Below are 21,942 nucleotides of genomic sequence, written 5' to 3'. Positions count from 1 at the left end.
GCGCATCAGCGAACCCGGCGGCGGCTTCCTGCGCAGCAACGATCCGGCTGCCAACCGCTGGTATTCGCGCGACGTCGCGGCAATCGCCAAGGCGCGCGGCCTGACCGATGTCGCGCCCTATTTCATCGACGCCGGGGCATCCGGCGCGGACAGTTGGCCGCGCGGCGGCCTGACTGTCGTCACCTTCCGCAACAGCCACCTTGTCTATGCTCTGACCTGGTTCGCCCTGGCAGCGATGCTGGCGATCGTCATCGCCAGGCCGATTTTTGCCCGGCGTCGGAAGCGGGACGCGGCAAGATGAACATCTCGATCGCGCGGCTTCATCACGGGAAGGCGTTCCCAGCGGCTCCTCTTGCCGGCCACGGAGGCGCCGCCTCGAACGCCGACGTGACGAACAGGAAGAACCTGCTGCTTCTCATCCACTTGCGTTGGCTGGCGGTGGCGGGGCAGGTGCTGACCATTCTGGTGACGCAATACTGGTTCGCCATCCCGCTGCCGCTTACCGGGATGGCTGGCGTGGTGCTGTTCCTCGTCGCGTTGAACATCTTCAGCCTGCTCGCCCTGCGCGGCAATCGCCGCATCTCCAACGGCCAGCTTTTCGTCGCGCTGATTTTCGACATGGCGGCGCTGACCACGCAGCTCTATCTGAGCGGCGGCGCCTCGAACCCGTTCGTGTCGCTCTATCTGCTGCAGATCACGCTCGGCGCCGCGCTGCTGGCGCCATGGTCGACCTGGATCCTGGTCGTGGCCGCCTCGGCCTGCTTCGTCTTCCTCATCTTCGTCTTCCAGCCGATCGCGCTTTCGCATCACGGCGGCAGCGACCTCCTGGCGCTGCATCTGCGCGGCATGTTCATCTGCTTCGTGCTGGCGGCCGGCCTGATCGTGATCTTCATGACGCGCATCAACCGCAACCTGCGCGAACGCGATGCCTATCTCGCCGACCTGCGCCAGCGTTCGGCTGAGGAAGACCACATCGTGCGCATGGGCCTGCTCGCCTCCGGCGCCGCGCATGAGCTCGGCACGCCGCTCTCGACCATATCGGTCATCCTGTCCGACTGGCGCCAGATGCAGGGCATCAAGCGCAACCGCGAGCTTGCCGAGGACGTGGCCGAGATGCAGGCGCAGATCGAGCGCTGCAAAAGCATCGTCACGGGCATCCTCATGTCCTCCGGCCAGGCACGGGGCGAGGGCACGATCCGCACCACGATCCGTCACTTCCTCGACGATCTCGTTCGGGAGTGGCGTGTCAGCCGCCAGCCTTCCAGGCTGGACTTCAGCAACGGTTTCGAGCCGGACGAGCCGATCGTGTCCGACACGGCGCTGCGGCAAGTGATCTTCAATGTGCTCGACAATGCGCTGGAAGCATCGCACGATTGGGTCGGCATCGCTGCCGAGCGGCAGGATGAGAAGCTGGTGTTCACCGTCAAGGATCGCGGACCGGGTTTCGACAAGGATATTCTGGCCGGGCTCGGCCAGCCCTATATGTCGAGCAAGGGGCGTCCGGGCGGCGGCCTTGGCCTCTTCCTGGTGTTCAATGTCGTGCGCAAGCTCGGCGGCGACGTTTCAGCGCGCAACATGGAGGAGGGCGCCTGCGTTACCCTTTCGCTGCCTCTGGCGGCGCTGACCCATGGAGACGATCGTGAAACCTGATCGATCCTTGTTCATTGTCGAGGACGACGCGACTTTCGCGCGCACGCTCAAACGCTCGTTTGAGAAGCGCGACTACCACGTCGCGGTCTGCCATGACCGCGACGCCGTGAAGGCCGCGCTGGAAAAGGCCGTTCCGGCCTATGCCGTCGTCGACCTCAAGCTCGGAGCGGGATCGGGTCTCGAATGCGTCAAGCTGCTGAGCGCACGCGACCCGTCGATGCGGATCGTGGTATTGACGGGGTTTGCCAGCATCGCCACGGCGGTCGAGGCGATCAAGCTCGGCGCCTGTCACTATCTGGCCAAGCCCGCCAACACCGATGACATCGAAGCCGCCTTCGGCCGCGACGAGGGAGATGTGTCGGTGCCGCTCACCAGCCGTCCCACCTCGATCAAGAACCTGGAATGGGAGCGCATCCACGAGACGCTGGTCGAGACCGGCTTCAACATCTCCGAAACCGCGCGCCGCCTCGGCCTGCACCGGCGCACGCTCGCTCGCAAGCTCGAGAAGCGGGTGGTGCAGTAACTATCCGACGGCCACGGCCAGCACCGAGACGCAATCGCCCGCCTTGACCAGGCCCGGGAAGTGACGCGCGGCCAGCAGCCCCGACATCCGGGCCCTGATCTCCTGCGGTGCCTGGCCGGTGCGGCCGAGCGGATGGATGCGCGCGACCACCTGGCCGTCCTCCACCGGTTCGCCGAGATCGACCATGGTCTCGATCATGCCGTCATCCTCGGCGAAGGCGAAGCAATCGGCCGAAGGCATGTCGAGCCACTGAGTTCTGCCCTTCTCGATCGCACCAGACACTATGCCGGCATGGCGAAGCACGTTGAGGATGCCGCGCCGGGCAATCCGCACGGTTTCGGCCCGCGATGTCCCGCCGCCGCCGAGCTCGGTGGTGACGAAGACCTTGCCCATCTCCTCGGCCGCCGTGTCATACATGCCGACCGCGTCGATCTCGGTCATGCGCATCGAGAACGGCGCCGAGAAGGCCCCGACCGCGGCGAAGGCCTTTTTCTCTTGCGCCTTGTCCGGCAGCGTGTGCGCGGCACAGAAGGGCACGAAATCCAGCGTCTTGCCGCCCGAGTGGAAGTCGAAGACGAGGTCCGCGCGCGGCAGCAGCTCGCGCTGGAAATAGTCGGCGATCTTCTCCGTCACCGTGCCGTCCGGGCGGCCGGGGAAAGAGCGGTTCATATTGCCCTTGTCGATCGGCGAGGTGCGGGTGCCGGCCCGGAACGCCGGATAGTTCATCGCCGGCACGATGATGATCGTGCCGGAGACTTGTTTCGGATCGAGCGTGCGGGCGAGCTCGTAGAGCGCCAACGGCCCTTCATACTCGTCGCCGTGATTGCCGCCGGTCAGCAGCGCCGTCGAGCCCTTGCCGTTGCGCACGACGCAGACCGGGATCATCACCGACCCCCAGGCGGAATCGTCGCGGCTGTAGGGCAGGCGCAAAAAGCCGTGCTGGACGCCGTCGCGCTCGAAGTCGACGGTCGGCGCGACCGGCGATGGACGCAGAGCTGACATCGTTCAGTCCTTCACGAAGAGCTTGCGCGGCACATTGGCCAGGCATTCGACGCCGGTGTCGGTGATCAGGATCGACTCGGTGATCTCCAGTCCCATCGTCTCCAGCCACAGCCCCGTCATGAAATGGAAGGTCATGCCGGGCTGGAGCTCGGTGCGGTCGCCGGGGCGCAGGCTCATCGTGCGCTCGCCCCAGTCCGGCGGATAGGAAATGCCGATCGGATAGCCGGTGCGGTTGTCCTTGACGATGCCGTATTTCTTCAGGACCGCGAAGAAGGCATTGGCGATGTCCTCGCAGGTGTTGCCGGGCTTGGCGGCGGCCAAGCCCGCCTCCATGCCTTCCAGCGTCGCCTTCTCGGCGTCGAGGAACGCCTGCGTTGGCTTGCCGAGGAAGACGGTGCGCGACAGCGGGCAATGATAGCGGTTGTAGCAGCCGGCGATCTCGAAGAACGTGCCTTCATTCGCCTTCATAGGCTTGTCGTCCCAGGTGAGATGCGGTGCGGAAGCATCGGCACCCGAAGGCAGCAGCGGCACGATCGCCGGATAGTCGCCGCCGATCCCGGCGACGCCGCGCGTGCCGGCATCGTAGATCTCGGCGACGAGATCGCATTTGCGCATGCCGACTTCTATTCTGTCGACAATGCGCTGGTGCATCGCCTCGACGATGCGGGCGGCGTTGCGCATGTATTCGATCTCGGTCGGGCTCTTCACCGCGCGCTGCCAGTTCACCAGCGCGGTGGCGTCGGCGAAGCGGGCGTTGGGCAAGTGTTTTTGCAGTGCTGCGAAGGCAGCCGCCGAGAACCAGTAGTTGTCCATCTCGACGCCGATGCTGAGCTTGTCCCAGCCGCGTTCAGCCAGCACGCTGGCAAGGTAATCCATCGGGTGCCGCTCGGTCGACTGCACATAGTGGTCGGCGTAGCCGATGATGTTGTCATGCGCGAGATAGGCGGTGCGCTTGGCGCCGTTGGCATCCTGGCCGCGTCCATACCAGACCGGCTCGCCCGTAGGCGGCACGATGACCGCCTGATGCACGTAGAAGGACCAGCCGTCATACCCCGTCAGCCAGGCCATGTTGGAGGGATCGCTGACGATCAAAAGATCGACCCCCTTGGCCTCCATGGCCCTCCGCGTCTTGGCGAGGCGATCGGCAAATTCGCTCCGCGAGAATTTCAGGTTTGGCTGCATCGTTCTTGGTCCTCGTTTGTTGGGCCTTGCGGCCGGTACTAGCTCTCGAAAGTCGTTCCGGCGTTCGCCGCCCGCGCGCGATCCCGCGCAAGCGTGGCGATCGCGGTATCCTGCACGCCGGTGCCGGTGAGGTCGGCGACGGTGATGTCGCTTGCCGAGCGCCGGCCGGGCTTGCTGCCGGCAATGATCTGGCCGAGTTCGGTGACCTCGGCGTCGGCTGCGAAAACCGCAGCCTCGATGGCGTGATGGAGTTCGCCAAGGCGCCGCGTCTGCTTGGCGCTGTCGGCGACATAGAGATCGGCCATGCGCAGGATCGCCGGCGCGATCTCGTTCTTGTGCTCGGCATCCGAGCCCATAGCGGTGATGTGCTGGCCGGCAGAGACGAAGCCGGGCTTGATCAGCGGTTCGGTCGACGGCGTGGTGGTGACGATGATGTCGGCGCCGGCTGCCGCGTTCGCCGCATCCGGTTCGGCGCGAACCATGATGCCCAGCCTGTCGCGCAGGCGGGCTGCGGTTGCCTCGGCCCTGGCGGCATCGCGCGCCCAGATGCGCGCTTCCTCGATCGGCCGCACCAGACGCAGCGCTTCCAATTGCAAGCCGGCCTGCAGACCGGCGCCGAAGATCGCCGCGACCTTGGAGTCCTCGCGCGACAGATGCCTGGCCGCGACGGCGCCGGCAGCGGCGGTGCGGACATCGGTCAGATAGCCATTGTCGAGCAGCAGCGCCTCGACCACGCCGGTCTTGGCCGAGAGCAGCACCATCATGCCGCCGCCGCTCGGCAGGCCGAGCTTCGGATTGTCGAAGAAGCCGGAGCTGATCTTGACGGCGAAGCCGTCTATGCCCGGCACATAGGCGGCCTTCACGTCGACCTCGCCGCGATGCTCGTGAATGTCGAGCCTCAAGATTGGCGGCATCGCCACCGGCAGCGTGGCCAGGGCGCGAAAGGCGTTCTCGACGCAGGCGACGGCATCGAGGTCAAGCGTCACGATCTTGCGCAGTTCTGCTTCGGTCAGAATGGTCATACGGTTCATACGGCGCGCTCCGTTGCTGTGGCCGCCTCGCCGCAGACGATGCGGCGGTGCAGGCTCATGTCGATGTTGCGGCCGGAAAGGATGAGCACAGTCGGGCCGCTCACTTTGACCTTGCCGGCAAGCAGCGCGCCGATGCCGACAGCGCCCGCGCCCTCGACGATCTCGCGTTCCTGTTCATAGGCATGGCGAATGCCGGCGGCGATCTCGTCCTCGGCAAGCAGGACCACGTCGTCGAGCAGGTCGCGGCACATGGCGAAGGTCAGCTGGTTGTCGAGGCCGATGCCGCCGCCGAGCGAGTCTGCCAGCGTCGGCAGTTCCTCGACCTGCACGGGCCGGCCTGCGTCGAGGCTGGCTTTCATCGCCGCGCCCCCCGCCATCGAGATGCCGATGACCTTGGTGCCCGGGCTCACGCCTTTGACGGCCGCCGCGACGCCGGCCGCGAGCCCGCCGCCGGAGAGCGGCACCAGCACGCATGCTGCGTCCGGAACCTGCTCCATGATCTCCAACCCAAGCGTGCCTTGCCCGGCGACGATATCGGGATGGTCAAAGGGCGGCAGCATGACCAGCCCTTCCTTCGCCACCAGCCTGTCGACCTGCTGCTGGGCGTCGTCCTGGCTGTTGCCAACGATGCGCACTTCGGCGCCCAGGCGGCGGATGGCATCGAGCTTGTTCTCCGGCACCAGCTTCGACATGCAGATCACCGCGCGCATGCCTTTCAGCTTGGCCGCATGCGCCAGCGCGCGGCCGTGATTCCCGGTCGAGGCGGCGACGACGCCGCGCGATTTTTCGTCCGGGCTCAATGCCGCAATCGCGTTGGAGGCGCCGCGCAGCTTGAAGGCGCCGGTGGTCTGGTGGTGCTCAAGCTTGAGATGAACAGGATGCCCCACGCGCTCCGACAGGTTTTGCGACAGCACGCAAGCCGTCCGCTCGACCTTGCCGGCAATGCGTTCGCGCGCGGCGCGAATATGCTGAAGCGTAACTGGCATCTCGATCACGGGCATTACGATCACTGGGCCAGCGGCTTGGTCCACAAGCGGCCGAACTCAGGTCGCGGCGTCTCGTCGCCGCAGAGCCGCAGGCAGTTCCAGGCGCTCGCCTGGTTGCTGGTGACGACCGGACGCCCGATCGCCTCTTCCATACCCGGCACCGCGAGCGCGGCGCGCAGCGCGGTGCAGGAGACGAACAGCGCATCGGCCTGTGGATGCGTGACCTTGCGCGCCATCTCGACGAGGGACGCCGGCCTGATGCGGGCCATCTCGCGGTCATCCTCGAAGCCGAGGCAAGTGAAGCTCTGGATGTCGAAGCCCTGCGCGGCGAAATAGGCCGCCATCGGCCGGCTGGTCTCGACGGTGTATGGGGTTAGAATGCTGATGCGCTTCACCCCAAAAGCGTTCAGGCCGCGCATACCAGCCATCGGCGGCGTGATCACGGGCACGCCGGGCTTGGCCACCTGGATCGCTTGTTCGATCTCGGCGTCACCGATCACCACCGAAGCAGACGTGCAGGAGTAGCAGACGGCATCGAGCGTCTCGTCCGGCAGGATCTGCGCCGCCCCCGCCGAAAGCGAAGGCTGCATCTTGCGCAAATTCTCCGGCGTCGTTGGATTGGCGTAGGGAATGCGTGCGACATAGACGCCGATCCGCTCGCTCGCCACCATGCGGTGGAAGTCCACCTCGCTGGTGTGGTCGGTGGCTAAAGCGATCAGTCCGACGCGCTTTTCCAGCGGACGCGCGTCAAGCGCGGGGCGCGCCGTTTCGAGCCGGATCTCGGGCAATGCTTTCATGACTTTCATCTTTCGATCCTGCCGTAGCGATGCTCCAGCCAGCGCAACAGCACGACGGAGCAGAGGCTGATGACGAGGAAGAAGGCGCCGACCAGCGTCATCGGCTCGATGTAGCGGTAGTAGGTGTTGGCGACGCTCTTCGCCTGGTTCATCAGTTCAAGCACTGTGATCGCCGAAAGCAGCGGCGTCTCCTTGAACATGGCGATGAAATAGTTGGCCAGGGCCGGGATCATCGGCGGGATCGCCTGCGGCAGGATGATATGCGTCCAGGTGTGGCGTCCGTTGAGATTGCAGGCCTTGGCCGCCTCCCACTGGCCGCGCGGCACGTTGTCGATGCCGGCGCGGTAGACCTCGGCAGTATAGGTTCCGTAGTGCAGCCCAAGCCCGATCACGCCGGCCACCAGCGGCGGCAACAGGATGCCGATATCGGGCAGCACGTAGAAGATGAAATAGAGCTGCACCAGAAGCGGCGTGCCGCGGATGAACTCGGCGAACCAGCCGATGCTGCGCGCGACGAGCCGGTTCTCCGAGCGCCGCGCAAGCGCAATCCCGAGCCCCACGATCGCCGCCAGGATCGAGCCCAGAATGGTTGCCAATATGGTGATCTTCACGCCCTGGATCAGGGTCGGCATGATCTCCCAGACGAAGTTCCAATCCCAGTCCATTATTTGGCCCAATCCATCAGACGCGCACCCCATCAAGCCCGCGCGCCATGCGGCGTTCCAGCGTCCGCACGCCCCAGGAGATGATTAGCGCCAGCGCGAAATAGATGATCAGCACGGATAGGAACGGCATCAGCGTGCTGCCGGTCTGCGAACGCACCACCTGCGCCTGGAAGGTCAGGTCGGCGAGCGAGATCAGCGAGACGACCGAGGTCGCCTTGAGCAGCTCGATCGCGTTGTTGCCGAAGGTCGGCAGCATGACCAGCAGCGCCTGCGGCAGGATCACGTGCCGCATGCCCTGCCAGCGGCCGAGATTGAGCGCCGTGCAGGCCTCATATTGCTCGCGGCCGACCGACAGGATGGCGCCGCGCACAACTTCCGCCGCATAGGCGCCGACATTCAAGCCCAGCGCCAGCACGCCGGCCTGCAGTGGGGTCAGCGACAGGCCGGCGAAAGGAAGGACGAAATAGGCCCAGAACAGCTGCACGAAGATCGAGGTGCCGCGGAAGAATTCGATATAGGCCGTGGCGATCGCGCGCAGGATGAAGAAGCGCGACACGCGCCCCATGCCGGCAAGGAAAGCCATGATCAGCGCGAGCACCGACCCCATCAGCGTCAGCTCGATGGTGACAAGCGCTCCCTGCAATATCAGGCCGAGATAGCCGGACCACTGGGTCATCTGAGTGTAAAATTTCCTATCGTTTGCGGTTGTGCGGGGCAGCCGCGTCAAGTCCCTTCTCCCCGTTCACGGGGAGTTGAGGAGCGGTTCGCGCAGCGAACGAAAAGCCAATTGCTTGGCTTTTCGAGCGACGAAAGCCGGCAGGCAGATGAGGGGCGGAGCCAGCTTCTGATATCTTGGCGCCGCCCCTCATCCGTCACTTCGTGACACCTTCTCCCCGCAAGCGACGAGAAGGCAAAGAGCGCCTTACTTCGCCGCGCAGAGCTTCTCGCGGGTCGTCGACATCGCCGCCTTGGCGGAGAAGCCGTAGGGCTCGATGATCTTGGCGAACTCGCCGGACTTCTTCAGCTTGGCGAGCTCGACGTCATAGGCGTCGCGCAGCGCCTCGTCGCCCTTCTTGAAAGCGGCGCCGTCGCAATAGACCGGAGCGCCCTGCACCGGCGCGATCACTTCGAGGTTCGGATCATTGGCCTTCTTCATCAGGTCGTTGATCGACAGAACCGGCAGCGAATAGGCGTCGATGCGGCCGTCCTGCACCATCTTCAGGCCGCTCTGGCCGTCCGGCACGACGACCACGCGATCGCGCGGCACGCCGGCATTGAGCGCCAGCTTCTCCTCGGTGCCGCCGCCGGGCGCGCCGACGGTGGCGGAGCTGTCCTTGGCGATATCCTCATAGCTCTTGAAGCCTTTCGGATTGCCCTTCTTCACCAGCATCGCCTCGGCGTCGCACAGCACCGGTTCGGAATAGGCGACCGCCGCGCAACGCTCCGGCTTCATGAACAGGCCGGCGGTGACGACGTCGAAGCGGCCGGCCTGCAAGCCGGGGATCATGGCGCCATATTCGGAGATGGAGGCGACGATGTCGTTGACGCCGAGACGCTTGAAGATCTCGCGCGCCACGTCCGGCGCCGCGCCCGAGACCTTGCCGTCGGCGGCCACCGCCGTATAGGGCGGCTCGTTGGCGATGGCGACGCGGGCAAAGCCCTGCTGCTTGAGCTGCTCCAGCTTTGCATCGTCGGCCGAACGCGCGCCGGAGGCGAGCAGCATCGTGCTCACTGCGAGGCCGGCGACGCCAGCCAGAATCCCAAGTTTCTTCATCGTTCCCAACTCCTTGTTTCTGTTATTGGTCTGCTCGGTTCGGGACGGCCTTGGGCCGCCCGTGGACAGCTTGCGCCGCCCGTCTGCATAGCGGTCAGACGCGATGTCCGGCCGCGATGATCTTCTTCAGGAAGCTCTGCGTTCTTTCCTGCTTGGGATGGCGGAAAATCTCATCGGGCTTGCCTTCCTCGACGATCCTGCCGCGGTCGAAGAACAGCACGCGGTCGGCGAAGTCGTGGGCGAAGCCCATCTCATGGGTGACCAGAAGCATCGTCATGTCGGTCTCGGCCGCGAGCTTGCGCATGACGTTGAGCACCTCCTCGACCAGCTCCGGGTCGAGCGCCGAGGTGACCTCGTCGAACAGCATGATCTTGGGCGACAGCGCCAACGCGCGCGCGATCGCCACGCGCTGCTTCTGGCCGCCGGAGAGCTGCGCCGGCATCGCTTTCGCCTTGTCGGCGAGGCCCACCATGTCGAGCAGTTCCATCGCCCGTTTCTCGGCGGCGGCGCGCGCGACGCCCTTGGTCAGCATCGGCGCCAGCGTCACGTTGTCCATGACGCATTTGTGCGGAAAGAGATTGAAGAGCTGGAAGACCATGCCGATCTTCTGTCGCATCCTGGCCAGGTGGCGCTCGTCGGCCGGCAGCAGCTGGCCGTTGCGCTTCATGTGGTAGAGCTGCTCGCCATCGACCTGGATGTGGCCGCCGTCGATCTTCTCCAAGGTCATCAGGATGCGCAGGATCGTCGTCTTGCCGGAGCCGGACGGACCGATCAGCGCCAGCTTCTCGCCGGGCATCACCTGCATCGACAAACCGTCCAGCACCTTGAAGGTGCCGAAGCTCTTCGAAATCACATCGACCTTGATGATGGGCGCGGGCAATCCATTTCCCCGTTGCTGGAGAAGCCTATGCCCTTAACGATGCGAAACGTACCAAATCATGTCAATTAGGAAAATAATATCATGACAATATTTCCGGCGCGGCACAATTTCAGGGCAATCTGGACTCCTTTTGTGCATCAGATGGCGAGCAGGAGATGCTCCGGATCGCCGAGCAGCAGCTTGGCGACAACGCTCAGGCCCACCCGCAGTTCCCCCTCTGTGGTCGATCCGAGCGAGATGCGCACGGCCGGATGCCATGGCGTGTCAGCGATGCGGAACGAAGTGCCCGGCGCGATCGCCACGCCGCGCAGGCGCGCTTGAGAGACAAAGCTTTCCTCGGCGCGGTCGCCCGGCAGCTCGAGCCACAGATGCAGCCCGTCGCGATGGACGCGGTAATCGACGCCCGCCAGCATTTCGGCGGCAATCTCCTGGCGTCGCCTCAGCGCCGCGCGCTGCCAGTTGACCAGTTCCATCGCCGTGCCGTCGTTCACCCAGCGCGTGGCGATCTCCGCCACCATCGGGGTCGCCATCCAGTTCGAGACGAGGTGGCGGTTGGCGACGGCGGCGACATAGCGGTCCGGCACCGCCAGATAACCGATGCGCAGGCCGGGCACGGTGATCTTGGTGAAGGAGGTGACGTAGAGCGTCCGCTCCGGCGCAAACGCGGCGACCGCCGGCGGCCGGCCTTCGACCAGCGGCCCCAGCACGTCGTTCTCGATGATGGCGATGTCGTGCTTGCGCGCGACCGCGGCGATCTGCTCGCGGCGGGCGGCGTCCATCAGGGTCGCCGTGGGGTTGATCACCGAGGGCTGCACGAAGACGGCGCGAATGTCCGAGAGACGGCAGGCCTCGTCGAGCGCCTCGGGGATCAGCCCGTTGCCGTCGATCGGTAGCCCTTCCAGGTTGAAGCCAAGATAGCGCGCAAGTGGCACCAGCGTGTGGTGGCCGATCGCCTCCGTCGCGACCGTCGAGCCGGGTGGCGCCACGCTCATCAGCGCCACCGTCATGCCGGCGGTGGCGCCGTTTGTGAGGCTGATGTTCTGCGGCGACGCCTCCAGCCCGCAAAGCTTCAACCACTCGACAGCCACCGCGCGGTGGCGCGGGAAAACCATGTTCGGCCGGAACGACAGGGCCGAGCTTGACGGCAGGTTCTCGGCGAGCCAGCCCAGCGCCTGCTTCAGTTTTTCCAGATGCATCGGCTCGCAGACCGGCTTCAGGATGGAAAGGTCGATGACCTCGCCCAGCCGCTCCGGAATGTACGGCGGCTCCGGTTCCCGGCGCTGCGTCTGCACGAAGCTGCCGCGGCCGACCTCGCCGGAAATCAGGCCGCGGCGGATCAATTCCTCATAAGCGCGGCTGACGGTCTGCACCGAAAGCTTCAGATCGTCCGCCAGCCGGCGGTGCGTCGGCAGCCGCGTGCCGTTGGCCAGCCGCCCGTCATGGATGGCGCGGGCGAACTGGTCGGCCAGCGAGAGATAGGCCGGGCGGCGAATGAGAGCAGGATCTGGCTGCCATAATGTCATGACTTATTAGAGATCGAAATCAGTGCAATTGACAATCGAAATAATGCATCGTCATGGTGTCCTGAACGAAAGGCGGATACCGCATGGCGGCAGCGAAGCTCGATCCGATCGACCTCAGGATTCTCGACGCCATCCAACGCGACGGGCGCATCACCAAGCTGGCGCTGGCCGAGAAGGTCGGCCTGTCGCCGACGCCGTGCTGGATGCGGCTGCGCAAGCTGGAGAAAGCCGGCATCGTCACCGGCTATCACGCCGCGATCGCCATGCGCGTCATCGCGCCGGTGGCGACCGTGCTGATGGAGGTGACGCTGGCCAACCATCGCCAGGCCGACTTCGACCGGTTCGAGCGGGTGGTGCGGGATGTCCCGGAGATCGTCGCCTGCTGGTCGGTAGGCGGCGGCGTCGATTACGTGCTGAAGGTCATGGCGCGCGACATCGACGCCTATCAGCGGCTGGTCGACGGTCTGCTCGAACGCGAGATCGGCATCGACCGCTACTTCACCTACATCGTCACCAAGACGGTCAAGGACGAGACCGTGCTGCCGGTGGCCGACCTGCTGCCGGAGCAAGGGTGAGTCGGCCTCGCGATCAGCGTGGAGATTAGCCGAAACGTCCGCACTTCGTCATCCACGGGCGGAGCAAGGAGCGAAGCGACGCGGCGCAGACCCGAGGATCCATGCCGACGCTAAGGCATTGCGACGGTGCAGAATTCTGTGCCGCTGCGCCCTTCGATCAAGGTAACGGCATGGATCCTTGGGTCTCCGCGACGGAGCTGCGCTCCTGCTTCGCCCAAGGATGACGAGGCTGAGGAGCCTCGGCCAATTTTCACCGTTTGGTGGCACCCGCCAGCTGGCAAGCTAGAGAGATCGACCTGCTCTCCCGGACAAATAGAGACAATCTCTCTACATCGGACCGCCGAAACAGCCTCTTTGTCTCGATCGCGCGTCTAGTCTCTCCCTATCGCCTCGACACCGGGAGACTTGACTGATGTCCGCGCATTTTGCCCGCACCAACCACCATGAAGCGCTCGACCGCCTCGCCGATCGCCGCCTGTTGCGCGCGCTCGCCTATGTCGACGGCCACTGGACGGCAAGCGAGGCGGCGGCAAGTTTCGAGGTCACCGATCCGGCGACCGGCGCTACCATCGCCTTTGTGGCGGCACTCGATGCCGCCCAGACGACGAAGGCGATCAACGCTGCATCCCGCGCGTATCCCGGCTGGCGGGCGCTGTTGCCGCAGGAGCGCTCGAAAATCTTGCGAAAATGGTTCGATCTGATCATCGCCGCCAAGGACGATCTGGCGCTGCTGATGACGCTCGAGCAGGGCAAGCCGCTGAAGGAATCGCTGAGCGAAATCGACTACGCCGCCTCCTTCGTCGAGTGGTATGCCGAGGAAGCGAAACGCCTCAACGCCGAAAGCGTCACCAGCCATCTGCCGAACGCCGAGATGTCGGTGCGCCGCGAGCCGCTCGGCGTGGTCGGCGTCGTCACGCCGTGGAATTTTCCGTCGGCGATGCTCACCCGCAAGGCCGCGGCCGCGCTTGCCGCCGGCTGCACGGTGGTGGCGCATCCGTCCTCCGAAACGCCGCTGTCGGCCCTGGCGCTGGCGGAACTTGGCGAGCGCGCCGGGTTGCCGGCCGGTGTCTTCAACGTCATCACCGGCGACGCGCGCACCATCGTTGGCGCCATGTGCGCCGACGCCAGGGTCCGCGCCATGAGCTTCACCGGCTCGACCGAAGTCGGCCGGCTGATCGCCGCGCAAAGTGCTGCGACGATGAAGCGCCTGGTCATGGAGCTCGGCGGCCATGCGCCGCTGATCGTGTTCGACGATGCCGACATCGACAGGGCGGTGACCATCGCGCTCGACGCCAAATTCGCCACCTCCGGCCAGGACTGTCTCGCCGCCAACCGCATCTATGTGCAGCGGCCGATCTACGACCGCTTTTGCGCCGCCTTCGCGCACCGCATCGAGCAGCTTCGCGTCGGCAACGGGCTATCCGCGGACGCCGAGATCGGGCCGTTGATGCATGAGCGCGCGGTCAAGAAGATCGAGGAACAGGTCGCCGACGCAATCGCTCATGGCGCGCGCTGCCTGACCGGTGGCAAGCGTCACGCTGCCGGCCCGCTGTTCTACCAGCCGACGCTGCTTGTCGATGTGCCGGACGAAGCGCTGATCATGCGCGAGGAAACTTTTGGGCCTGTCGCCGACGTCACTCCGTTCGACGACGAGGGCGAAGTCGTCGCCCGCGCCAATGCCACCGAATATGGCCTCGTCGCCTATGTCGTCACCGAGAACGGCGCGCGGCAGGCGCGCATGGGGCGTGCGCTGGACTACGGCATGGTCGCGATCAACCGCGTCAAGATCACCGGCGCGCCGATCCCGTTCGGCGGCGTCAAGCAATCCGGCATCGGCCGCGAAGGCTCGCGCCACGGCCTCGAAGCCTTTACGGACCTCAAATACCTCTGCCTCGATGTAGCCTAAGCTGCGCAGGCCCTCATTCTCGTCAGGAGTCAAAAAATGCTCGAACAGTCCAACGAACTCTCCGCCTGGGATCGCGACCACTTCTTCCATCCCTCGACGCATATGGGCACGCACGCGCGCGGTGAATCGCCGGCCCGCATCATGGCCGGCGGCGAAGGCGTCACCGTCTGGGACAACACCGGCAAGAAGAGCATCGATGCCTTCGCCGGCCTCTACTGCGTCAATGTCGGCTATGGCCGCCAGAAGATCGCCGACGCCATTGCCGAACAGGCCCGGAATCTCGCCTACTATCACGCCTATGTCGGCCACGGCACCGAGGCCTCGATCACGCTTGCCAAGATGATCATCGATCGCGCGCCGAAGGGCATGTCGAGGGTCTATTTCGGCCTCTCCGGCTCCGATGCCAACGAGACCAACATCAAGCTGATCTGGTATTACAACAACGTCTTGGGTCGTCCCGAGAAGAAGAAGATCATCTCGCGCTGGCGCGGCTATCACGGTTCCGGCGTGATGACCGGGTCGCTGACCGGGTTGGAGCTGTTCCACAATGCCTTCGATCTGCCGCGCGCGCCGATCCTGCACACCGAGGCGCCCTATTATTTCCGCCGCGCCGACCGCTCGATGAGCGAAGAGCAGTTCTCGCAGCATTGCGCCGACAAGCTCGAGGAGATGATCCTCGCCGAAGGCCCTGATACGGTCGCGGCCTTCATCGGTGAGCCGATCCTCGGCACCGGTGGCATCGTGCCGCCGCCGGCCGGCTACTGGCAGAAGATCCAGGCCGTGCTGAACAAATATGACGTGCTGCTCGTCGCCGACGAGGTGGTGACCGGCTTCGGTCGTCTCGGCACGATGTTCGGCTCCGACCATTACGGCATCAAGCCGGACCTGATCACCATCGCCAAGGGCCTGACCTCGGCCTATGCGCCGCTCTCCGGCGTCATCGTCTCCGACAAGGTCTGGCAGGTGCTGGTCAAGGGATCCGACAAGCTTGGATCGCTCGGCCATGGCTGGACCTACTCGGCGCACCCGATCTGCGTCGCCGCGGGCGTTGCCAATCTCGAGCTGATCGACGAGATGGATCTGGTCAGGAATGCCGGGGAGGTGGGCGCTTACTTTCGCGCCGAGCTCGCCAGGGCCGTCGGCGGCCACAAGAATGTCGGTGAGGTGCGCGGCGACGGCATGCTGGCCGCGGTCGAGTTCGTCAAGGACCGCGACGACCGCGTGTTCTTCGATCCGGCGCTGAAGGCCGGGCCGCAGATTGCGACCGCGCTGGCCGCCAGCGGCGTCATAGGCCGCGCCATGCCGCAGGGCGACATCCTCGGCTTCGCGCCGCCGCTCTGCCTGACGCGCGAGGAGGCCGACATCGTCGTCGCCAAGACCGCCGACGCTGTGAACAGCGTTTTTGCGAGCATCTGAGAAGCGACATCCGAGAAGTGATATGAATGCCATGACCAGAACCGTTCCCGCCACCATGGCCGCCGTCCAGCTTACCGGCCATGGCGGCCTGGAGAAGCTCGTCTACCGCACCGATGTGAAGGTGCCGGCACCCGCCGCCGGCGAAGTGCTGGTCAAGGTCAGCGCCTGCGGCATGAACAACACCGATGTCTGGGTGCGCCAGGGCGCCTATGGCACGGAGGAGAATGCCGCAGCCGTCTCGACCTGGCGCCGCCAGGGCAACACGCTGACCTTCCCGCGCATCCAGGGCACCGACACGGTGGGTACAATTGTCGCTATCGGCGACGGCGTGCCGGCGAGCCGCATCGGCGAACGGGTCATGGTCGACTTCTCGATCTACAACCGCGACGACGATTCGCTGGCCGACATCGACTATATGGGCCACGGCCGCGACGGCGGTTATGCCGAATACCAGGCGCTGCCGGCTGAGAACGCGCATGTCGTCGACACCGACTTGAGCGATGTCGAGCTCGCCACCTTCTGCTGCGCCTATCTCACCGGCGAGCAGATGCTGGAGCGTGCTGCGCTCAGGGCCGGCGAGCGCGTCTTGGTCACCGGCGCCTCCGGTGGCGTCGGCTCAGGCATCGTGCAACTGGCCAGGGCGCGCGGCGCCATCCCCTATGCCGTCGTCGGCAAGGGCAAGGAGCAGGCTGTGCTCGACATCGGCGCCGAGAAGGTGATCACGCGCGGCGTGGCCGACCTGCTCGCCGCCGTCAACGAAGCGACGGGCGGCCAGCCCATCGACGTGGTCGCCGACCTCGTCGGTGGCGCCATCTTCAACGACCTGCTGCGCATCCTGCGGCCCGAGGGCCGCTACACGACTGCCGGAGCGATCGCCGGCCCGGTCGTGCAGCTCGATCTCCGCACCATGTATCTGAAGCAGCTCCAGCTCCACGGCTCGAGCCAAGGCACGCGCGCCGACTTCCGCCGCATTGTCCGCTACATCGAGGAAAAGAAGATCAAGCCGCTGGTCGGCGGCGTCTACAAGCTCTCGGACTTCCACCGCGCCCAGACCGACTTCATGGGCAAGGACTTCGTCGGCAAGCTGGTCGTGGTGCCGGATGCGATGTGGAGCGGCGCCTGACCCCCGAAAGAGCGCCCGGCGCGGCTTCAGCCGCCGCTATCATCTGGCGCGGCGACTGCGGACGGCAAGCCGATATACGCCGGGAAGCAAACGCTTTGCGGGCGTGCGTATCCGAGGACGCCCGGACAAACCGGGGCGTCCTCGCCTCGCAGCCGGCGATGCGCTTGCCCAGGTCATTGCGGCGTCCGGGCCTCTGAGCTATTTTAGCAGTTTATTGGATACGCCTGCCTGCCATCGCGGGCGCGTTCCTTGCCGCCTTGGCAGATTGTGAAGTCTTTAACAGACCGCGATGCCGCAAGCTGAATTCTTGTGGCCGACAGGTCATAGCGGTTGGGGATTTTGCCATGCTGCGACGCTACGCGCTGATTGCGGCCTTGATCGTCTTGGGTCTCACGACGGTGCAAGCGCAGGCCGATCGAAGAGTTGCGCTTGTCATCGGCAATTCGCAATACCGCGAAATCCCGGCGCTCAAGAATCCTGACAAGGATGCCGAGGACGTATCGAACACGTTTCGGGTGGCCGGGTTCGATGTGTTCGTCGCCAAGGACCTCACCAAGCTCCAGTTCGAGAAGGAGTTCCGCAATTATCTCGCGGCGGCCGACGGCGCCGATCTGGCGGTCGTCTACTATTCCGGCCACGGCTTTCAAATCGGCGGCGAGAATTTTCTGATCCCGGTCGATGCGTCGCTCAAGGCTGCGGCCGACATCGAGGTCCAGGCGGTCAAGCTCGACGATGTCCTGCAGCAATTGCGCGCCAAATCGAAGATCCAGGTGATCATCCTCGACGCCTGCCGCAACAATCCGTTCCCGCGCAAGGACTACTGGCTGCGCGACCAGTTGATCGCGGCCGGCGGCACCGGCCTTGCGCAGGTGAAGAGTTCGCTGAACACGCTGATCGCCTTCGCCACCGAGCCGGGCGCCGTCGCCTATGACGGCTCCGGCGACCTCAGCCCGTTCTCGTCCGCCTTCTCCCGCCGCGCGCTGGCACCGAACCAGGAGATACGCTCCGTCATGGCGGCCGTGCGCCGCGATGTGGTCGAGGCCACCAAGGGGGCGCAGGTTCCTTGGGAAAACTCCTCGCTGATCGACGAGGTGGTGCTGATGCGCCGCGCCAACCGGCCGGCTTTGCCGCCGGTGCTGGAAAAGACCGTGCCGTCGGGCGTCGGACCGGTCGCGCTCGACCTGCCTGTGCCCGTCGATGTCGACGGCGGCGCGGTCACCATCAGCATCGAAAGGCCGCCGGCAATGGGGCACCTGATCCTGGACGGCAAGCCGGTCGCGACGGGCCAGCCAATAGAGGGCAAGGATCTGCCGCGGCTCCAGATGGACGTGCCGAAGGGCGCCGACGCCGAGGACCAGGTGGACATGCTGGCCTATGCTGCGCATGACGAGTGGGGCGGCGGATCGCAAGGCATCCTCGTGTTCCGGGTCAAGAACGGCGACGGCGCCGCCGGCAAGCAGCTCGTGGCCTCCCTGGAGTCCGAGCAGAAGCAGCAGGTGGTGGAGCGCGGCATCCACATCGCCGGCGCCGCCGAAGCGATCGAGAACCACGACGTGAACGTGCCGGTCGGTGTCGGCCCGGTTCCGCTGAAGCTGGATTTGCCGACCAAGGATCCGGCGGTCAGCGTGAAGCTCGCGAGCTATCCGGCAACCGGGACGCTGTCCCTGCCGGATCGGACACTGTCGCCGCAATCGAGCCTGACGGCCGATGAAGTCGATAAACTGCGCTACGAGCCGCAGATAGGCACGGTCCAGCCATTGATAGTCGGCGTCGAAATCAGGGCCGACAACACACCGTCAAAGCCGGCGACGATGAAGCTGTCGCCCAGTGTCGATCGGTGCGACCAGAAGGCAGGCGAGCCTTTGGACCTGCAGGGCGTCGTCCCCGGCCTCTTGCCGAATGAGATCGGCGCCGGCGCGGTGGACGCCTGCCGGGCGGCGGTGAAGGCCTATCCCGATGTCGCGCGATTCCACTACGAACTCGGCCGCGCGCTGCTGGCCGCCGGCAAGGTCGACGAGGCCAAGAAGGCAATCCAGGACGCCGCCGACAAGGGACATGTCCGCGCTGTGTTCGAGCTGGGCTATATCGCTTCGTCCGGCATAGGAACGGCCGTGGATCCGGCGAAGGCGAATGGCTTCTATGCAAAGGCGTCTGACAAAGGCGATCCCTATGGAATGACCGCCTGGGGACGCGCGCTGTTCAATGGTCTCGGCGTTCAGCGCGATACTGGCAAGGGCCTCGACCTGCTGCTGAAGGCGGCGGCTATGGGCCATACCTACGCGATGAACGATCTTGCGGCGATCTTCACCGAAGGCCGCAATGGCGTGCCCGCCGACCCGGCTCGCGCCGTTGCCTTCCTCAAGGCGGGCGTCGAGCGCCAGGACATGTATTCGATGAACATTCTCGGCCGCAACTATCTCAGCGGACGCGGCGTCGAGAAGGATACCAAGCAAGCCCAGGCGCTTTTCCAAAAGGCGATGGATCTCGGCCAGCCCTATGCGCCCGGCAGTCTTGCGCGCATGTACCGGGATGGTGACGGCGTCGACAAGAACCTTGCCGAAGCGCAGAGGCTGTTCGAGCTGGCGACCGATCGCGGCGACTACTCGGCGGCCTATGATCGCGCGGCTATCGAGATGCAGAAGGGCGACAAATCCGATCAGGCGGTCGCCGTTCGCTATCTGGCGTTCGCGGCAGGACTTGATCTTCGTAACGAGTTACCGGGCGCTCGGACGACCCTCGCGCAGTTCGGCACGAAGCCGAAGACGGCTGCGTTGAAGCAATTGCGTTCGGAGCTCAAATCGAAAATTTCCGCCGGCGGGTCGGTAGACGACCAATTGATCAAGACGGCCAGAGCCGTCTGGGAGCAATCCAATCCGCGTCGGGACCTATTCTGATCAACAAGGAGGCAGTGGTGGGCGGGGCATTGAAGCAAGCGGTCATTGCAACATTTTTCCTTGCGGTCGCGGGATGCACGACCGTGGCGCCCAGGTTCGAGCCGGCGCCGACAGCGAAACAGCCGACCAAGCAAGTCCGCGTGACGACGACGCCGACGGTGGTCAAGCAAAAGAAGGCGACCGCCAGGAAGCCGATCAAGCCGGTGACGAGCGAACCCGCGCCTGTCATCGCGCCTCTGGGTGGGGGTGGTGGCGGCGGTGGCGGCGGGTGGTGACAGCGTTCACGACACGCGTGCTTCTTAGGGCAATTCCAGAAAAAGTGTGAAACGGTTTTCCGTCCGGAATTGCGTAGAAACAAAGAGACAGGGTGTTTCGCCGTCTCCGTGAGACGGTGAAACGCACCAGAGCATTGCGGGAAAGCATGCGGCGGTTCCGTCCGCAACTGCGGCTTCATGGGTATTCTCCGGCGGAAAACCCTAATACGCGCCGACCGACGGTCGTTGCGCTTCCATCTCCACCATCTGGATGCCCATTTCGACGAAGGCCGAAAGCACGGCGAAGCGGTCGGCGGTCGAAACGCGCGCCAGCCCCGCCAGGATCCCGGCGTTGACGGCGTGGGCGGCGGGGAATCCGGTCGACAGCATATCAAAGGCCGGGTCGCGCCACGCCGCCGACAAGGCGATCCAGGCAGCCGGCGTTGCCGGCGACGGATCGACAGCGCTGCTGAGCGCCGCCCGATGGCGAGGATTTCCGGGCTCGCCCACCCAGTCGCTGACGAGTGCCAGCAATTCGAGATCCCTTTCGGCAAGGAGCTCGGCGAGATGACTGAGGCATTCATGCCCCCACCAGACCGCGGCGCGCTCGGGCAGGAGATAGGCGCAGAAGGTGACGGCTTCCTCCGGCACGCGTCCGGCGAGCAGCGCGCGGCAGAATTCCAGCGGGGGTTGGGCCACGGCCGGCGACTTCATGTCCCGGGCGATCGCGGGACAGGCAAGAAACAGATCCCTTGCCGTTCTGTATCCGAGTTCATTGGCCATCGCTGCCACACCCCGAGCATCGGCACAAACAGCACTGAAACCCGCGGCCAAGCGCCGGTCAAGCCTCAACCTTATCAGGCGGCGGCCATCGGCAACGTGCGCTTGTTCACAGACAATCGCTTTGGGATTTGATATAGTCCGCGCCAGCGAAAACCCGCTCGAAACAGGTCAAAACAGGAGTGACGGTCATGCGGTGGGGCAGTTCAGCCTTGGCATTGGCGACCGTGCTTTTTTCAACGCACGTCTACGCCGATCCGCTTCAGAAATCGGAAGACATCGTAAAGTTCTTCGCCGGCCAGGGCAATCTTGGCGCCTCACGCGGCATCTGCGTCGGCACCGAGGAAGAGTGCAAGAGCAAGGCCGAGAAGAACGAGGCGCCGCCCCAGAAGGCTGGCCTCGACATGATGATCAACTTCGCCCTGGATTCGGCCCAGCTCGACCAGACCGCGCGCACGGAGCTGGACGAGTTCGCCAAGGCGCTGAACGACAATCGGCTGAGCACGTTCAGCTTCGTCGTCGAGGGTCACACCGACGCGACCGGCACGGACAGCTACAACCAGGGCCTCTCGCAGCGGAGAGCGCAATCGGTGGCCGCCTTCCTCGAAGCCAACGGCGTTGAATCGGCGCGGCTCGAAGCGATCGGCCTCGGCAAGTCGCACCCGCGCGTCGCAAATCCATACGATCCGGTCAACCGCCGCGTGGAAATGCGCATCAGGACGGAATAGCGGGCCGCAGGCAAGCCGGCCCGTCAACAGCGACACAGGTCAAGGGGAGCTCGGTCAAAACGCCGGCTCCCCTTTTGTTGCTGCCTATTTCGACCCAATTCCAGGCGGAAAACCGCTTCACACTTTTCCTGGAATTGCTCAACGATCAATTCTTGATCGCGTTGCCGATCACAACGCCGCTGCCGAAGATCAGCGCCTTGGTCAGGAAGTCGTTGTTTTCTCTCGGCGGCGGCGCGTCCTCGCGAACCACGGT

At 65.0% G+C, this 21,942-nt stretch carries 21 protein-coding genes; 10 read left to right on the top strand and 11 right to left on the bottom strand.

The annotated features are described in order from the left end of the window. From EOA24_RS05745 to EOA24_RS05735, 3 genes are all read left to right on the top strand, one after another. The coding region (locus tag EOA24_RS05745; protein ID WP_281059876.1) for an SURF1 family cytochrome oxidase biogenesis protein at positions 1-301 on the top strand (301 nt) is incomplete at its 5' end. Next, positions 298-1,650, top strand: coding sequence for an ATP-binding protein (locus tag EOA24_RS05740; RefSeq protein ID WP_126079304.1), 1,353 nt, complete (start codon positions 298-300; stop codon positions 1,648-1,650). The genes EOA24_RS05745 and EOA24_RS05740, both read left to right, overlap by 4 nt. Beyond that, a complete protein-coding gene (locus EOA24_RS05735; RefSeq protein WP_189343256.1) occupies positions 1,640-2,173 on the top strand; it encodes a response regulator transcription factor in 534 nt (177 codons plus the stop codon). Before EOA24_RS05740 ends, EOA24_RS05735 begins: the two co-directional genes overlap by 11 nt. Here the strand turns inward: EOA24_RS05735 and doeB are convergent, their stop codons facing one another. The 10 genes from doeB to EOA24_RS05685 form a co-directional block, all read right to left on the bottom strand. Next, positions 2,174-3,175, bottom strand: a complete 1,002-nt coding sequence (doeB, locus tag EOA24_RS05730) for a N(2)-acetyl-L-2,4-diaminobutanoate deacetylase DoeB (RefSeq protein WP_126079302.1) — start codon at positions 3,173-3,175, stop codon at positions 2,174-2,176. It abuts the gene before it with no gap. 3 nt (positions 3,176-3,178) lie between these two features. After that, on the bottom strand, positions 3,179-4,357 hold the full coding sequence (gene doeA / locus EOA24_RS05725; protein ID WP_126079301.1) for an ectoine hydrolase DoeA: 1,179 nt from the start codon (positions 4,355-4,357) through the stop codon (positions 3,179-3,181). A 38-nt stretch (positions 4,358-4,395) separates the two neighbouring features. Beyond that, positions 4,396-5,388, bottom strand: a complete 993-nt coding sequence (locus EOA24_RS05720) for a cyclodeaminase (RefSeq protein WP_126079300.1) — start codon at positions 5,386-5,388, stop codon at positions 4,396-4,398. Further along, entirely contained in the window at positions 5,385-6,374 is a 990-nt protein-coding gene (gene eutB / locus EOA24_RS05715; RefSeq protein WP_189343255.1) for a hydroxyectoine utilization dehydratase EutB, read from the bottom strand. The genes EOA24_RS05720 and eutB overlap by 4 nt, the downstream gene beginning before the upstream one ends. Positions 6,375-6,394: 20 nt before the next feature. Further along, positions 6,395-7,171: an ectoine utilization protein EutA gene (gene eutA, locus EOA24_RS05710; protein WP_126083555.1), complete on the bottom strand. Its 777-nt coding sequence runs from the start codon at positions 7,169-7,171 to the stop codon at positions 6,395-6,397. Positions 7,172-7,176: 5 nt separating this feature from the next. After that, positions 7,177-7,836, bottom strand: a complete 660-nt coding sequence (gene ehuD, locus EOA24_RS05705; protein WP_112131195.1) for an ectoine/hydroxyectoine ABC transporter permease subunit EhuD — start codon at positions 7,834-7,836, stop codon at positions 7,177-7,179. A 16-nt stretch (positions 7,837-7,852) separates the two neighbouring features. After that, a complete protein-coding gene (gene ehuC / locus EOA24_RS05700) occupies positions 7,853-8,512 on the bottom strand; it encodes an ectoine/hydroxyectoine ABC transporter permease subunit EhuC (RefSeq protein ID WP_042638468.1) in 660 nt (219 codons plus the stop codon). A gap of 246 nt (positions 8,513-8,758) precedes the next feature. After that, complete coding sequence (gene ehuB / locus EOA24_RS05695; RefSeq protein ID WP_126079298.1) at positions 8,759-9,610, bottom strand: ectoine/hydroxyectoine ABC transporter substrate-binding protein EhuB; 852 nt, start codon at positions 9,608-9,610, stop codon at positions 8,759-8,761. 94 nt (positions 9,611-9,704) lie between these two features. Beyond that, positions 9,705-10,490: an ectoine/hydroxyectoine ABC transporter ATP-binding protein EhuA gene (gene ehuA, locus EOA24_RS05690; RefSeq protein WP_126079297.1), complete on the bottom strand. Its 786-nt coding sequence runs from the start codon at positions 10,488-10,490 to the stop codon at positions 9,705-9,707. A 137-nt stretch (positions 10,491-10,627) separates the two neighbouring features. Beyond that, complete coding sequence (locus tag EOA24_RS05685; RefSeq protein ID WP_126079296.1) at positions 10,628-12,013, bottom strand: PLP-dependent aminotransferase family protein; 1,386 nt, start codon at positions 12,011-12,013, stop codon at positions 10,628-10,630. An 83-nt stretch (positions 12,014-12,096) separates the two neighbouring features. Here EOA24_RS05685 and EOA24_RS05680 point away from each other — a divergent pair, with 83 nt between their 5' ends. The 6 genes from EOA24_RS05680 to EOA24_RS05655 all read left to right on the top strand — a co-directional run bounded on the left by EOA24_RS05680 (position 12,097) and on the right by EOA24_RS05655 (position 20,202). After that, positions 12,097-12,588: an Lrp/AsnC family transcriptional regulator gene (locus tag EOA24_RS05680; RefSeq protein WP_126079295.1), complete on the top strand. Its 492-nt coding sequence runs from the start codon at positions 12,097-12,099 to the stop codon at positions 12,586-12,588. 412 nt (positions 12,589-13,000) lie between these two features. Continuing rightward, positions 13,001-14,494, top strand: a complete 1,494-nt coding sequence (locus EOA24_RS05675; protein ID WP_126079294.1) for an NAD-dependent succinate-semialdehyde dehydrogenase — start codon at positions 13,001-13,003, stop codon at positions 14,492-14,494. 36 nt (positions 14,495-14,530) lie between these two features. Next, positions 14,531-15,910, top strand: coding sequence for an aspartate aminotransferase family protein (locus tag EOA24_RS05670; protein WP_126079293.1), 1,380 nt, complete (start codon positions 14,531-14,533; stop codon positions 15,908-15,910). 22 nt (positions 15,911-15,932) lie between these two features. Next, on the top strand, positions 15,933-17,033 hold the full coding sequence (locus tag EOA24_RS05665) for an alcohol dehydrogenase family protein (protein WP_126079292.1): 1,101 nt from the start codon (positions 15,933-15,935) through the stop codon (positions 17,031-17,033). Positions 17,034-17,377: 344 nt separating this feature from the next. Next, complete coding sequence (locus EOA24_RS05660; RefSeq protein ID WP_127409661.1) at positions 17,378-19,927, top strand: caspase family protein; 2,550 nt, start codon at positions 17,378-17,380, stop codon at positions 19,925-19,927. Positions 19,928-20,010: 83 nt separating this feature from the next. Beyond that, complete coding sequence (locus EOA24_RS05655; protein WP_127409660.1) at positions 20,011-20,202, top strand: hypothetical protein; 192 nt, start codon at positions 20,011-20,013, stop codon at positions 20,200-20,202. Positions 20,203-20,403: 201 nt separating this feature from the next. Here EOA24_RS05655 and EOA24_RS05650 read toward each other — a convergent pair whose 3' ends face one another. Further along, a complete protein-coding gene (locus tag EOA24_RS05650) occupies positions 20,404-21,015 on the bottom strand; it encodes a hypothetical protein (protein WP_245467257.1) in 612 nt (203 codons plus the stop codon). 173 nt (positions 21,016-21,188) lie between these two features. Between EOA24_RS05650 and EOA24_RS05645 the strand changes: the two genes are divergently transcribed. Then, complete coding sequence (locus tag EOA24_RS05645) at positions 21,189-21,689, top strand: OmpA family protein (protein WP_126079289.1); 501 nt, start codon at positions 21,189-21,191, stop codon at positions 21,687-21,689. The last annotated feature ends 253 nt before the right edge of the window (positions 21,690-21,942 follow it).

Source organism: Mesorhizobium sp. M2A.F.Ca.ET.039.01.1.1 (assembly GCF_003998035.1).
In the GTDB taxonomy this organism is placed as follows: domain Bacteria; phylum Pseudomonadota; class Alphaproteobacteria; order Rhizobiales; family Rhizobiaceae; genus Mesorhizobium.
Note: the sequence above shows the minus strand (reverse complement) of the source record. Positions and strands in the feature narration are given on the sequence as shown.

Bases quoted from the DNA above. Each gene is read 5' to 3' on its own strand.
- EOA24_RS05740 (WP_126079304.1), top strand. From the start codon at position 298: ATGAACATCTCGATCGCGCGGCTTCATCACGGGAAGGCGTTCCCAGCG.
- doeB (WP_126079302.1), bottom strand. From the start codon at position 3,175: ATGTCAGCTCTGCGTCCATCGCCGGTCGCGCCGACCGTCGACTTCGAG.
- doeA (WP_126079301.1), bottom strand. From the start codon at position 4,357: ATGCAGCCAAACCTGAAATTCTCGCGGAGCGAATTTGCCGATCGCCTC.
- EOA24_RS05720 (WP_126079300.1), bottom strand. From the start codon at position 5,388: ATGAACCGTATGACCATTCTGACCGAAGCAGAACTGCGCAAGATCGTG.
- eutB (WP_189343255.1), bottom strand. From the start codon at position 6,374: ATGCCAGTTACGCTTCAGCATATTCGCGCCGCGCGCGAACGCATTGCC.
- eutA (WP_126083555.1), bottom strand. From the start codon at position 7,171: ATGAAAGCATTGCCCGAGATCCGGCTCGAAACGGCGCGCCCCGCGCTT.
- ehuD (WP_112131195.1), bottom strand. From the start codon at position 7,836: ATGGACTGGGATTGGAACTTCGTCTGGGAGATCATGCCGACCCTGATC.
- ehuC (WP_042638468.1), bottom strand. From the start codon at position 8,512: ATGACCCAGTGGTCCGGCTATCTCGGCCTGATATTGCAGGGAGCGCTT.
- ehuB (WP_126079298.1), bottom strand. From the start codon at position 9,610: ATGAAGAAACTTGGGATTCTGGCTGGCGTCGCCGGCCTCGCAGTGAGC.
- EOA24_RS05685 (WP_126079296.1), bottom strand. From the start codon at position 12,013: ATGACATTATGGCAGCCAGATCCTGCTCTCATTCGCCGCCCGGCCTAT.
- EOA24_RS05680 (WP_126079295.1), top strand. From the start codon at position 12,097: ATGGCGGCAGCGAAGCTCGATCCGATCGACCTCAGGATTCTCGACGCC.
- EOA24_RS05675 (WP_126079294.1), top strand. From the start codon at position 13,001: ATGTCCGCGCATTTTGCCCGCACCAACCACCATGAAGCGCTCGACCGC.
- EOA24_RS05670 (WP_126079293.1), top strand. From the start codon at position 14,531: ATGCTCGAACAGTCCAACGAACTCTCCGCCTGGGATCGCGACCACTTC.
- EOA24_RS05665 (WP_126079292.1), top strand. From the start codon at position 15,933: ATGAATGCCATGACCAGAACCGTTCCCGCCACCATGGCCGCCGTCCAG.
- EOA24_RS05660 (WP_127409661.1), top strand. From the start codon at position 17,378: ATGCTGCGACGCTACGCGCTGATTGCGGCCTTGATCGTCTTGGGTCTC.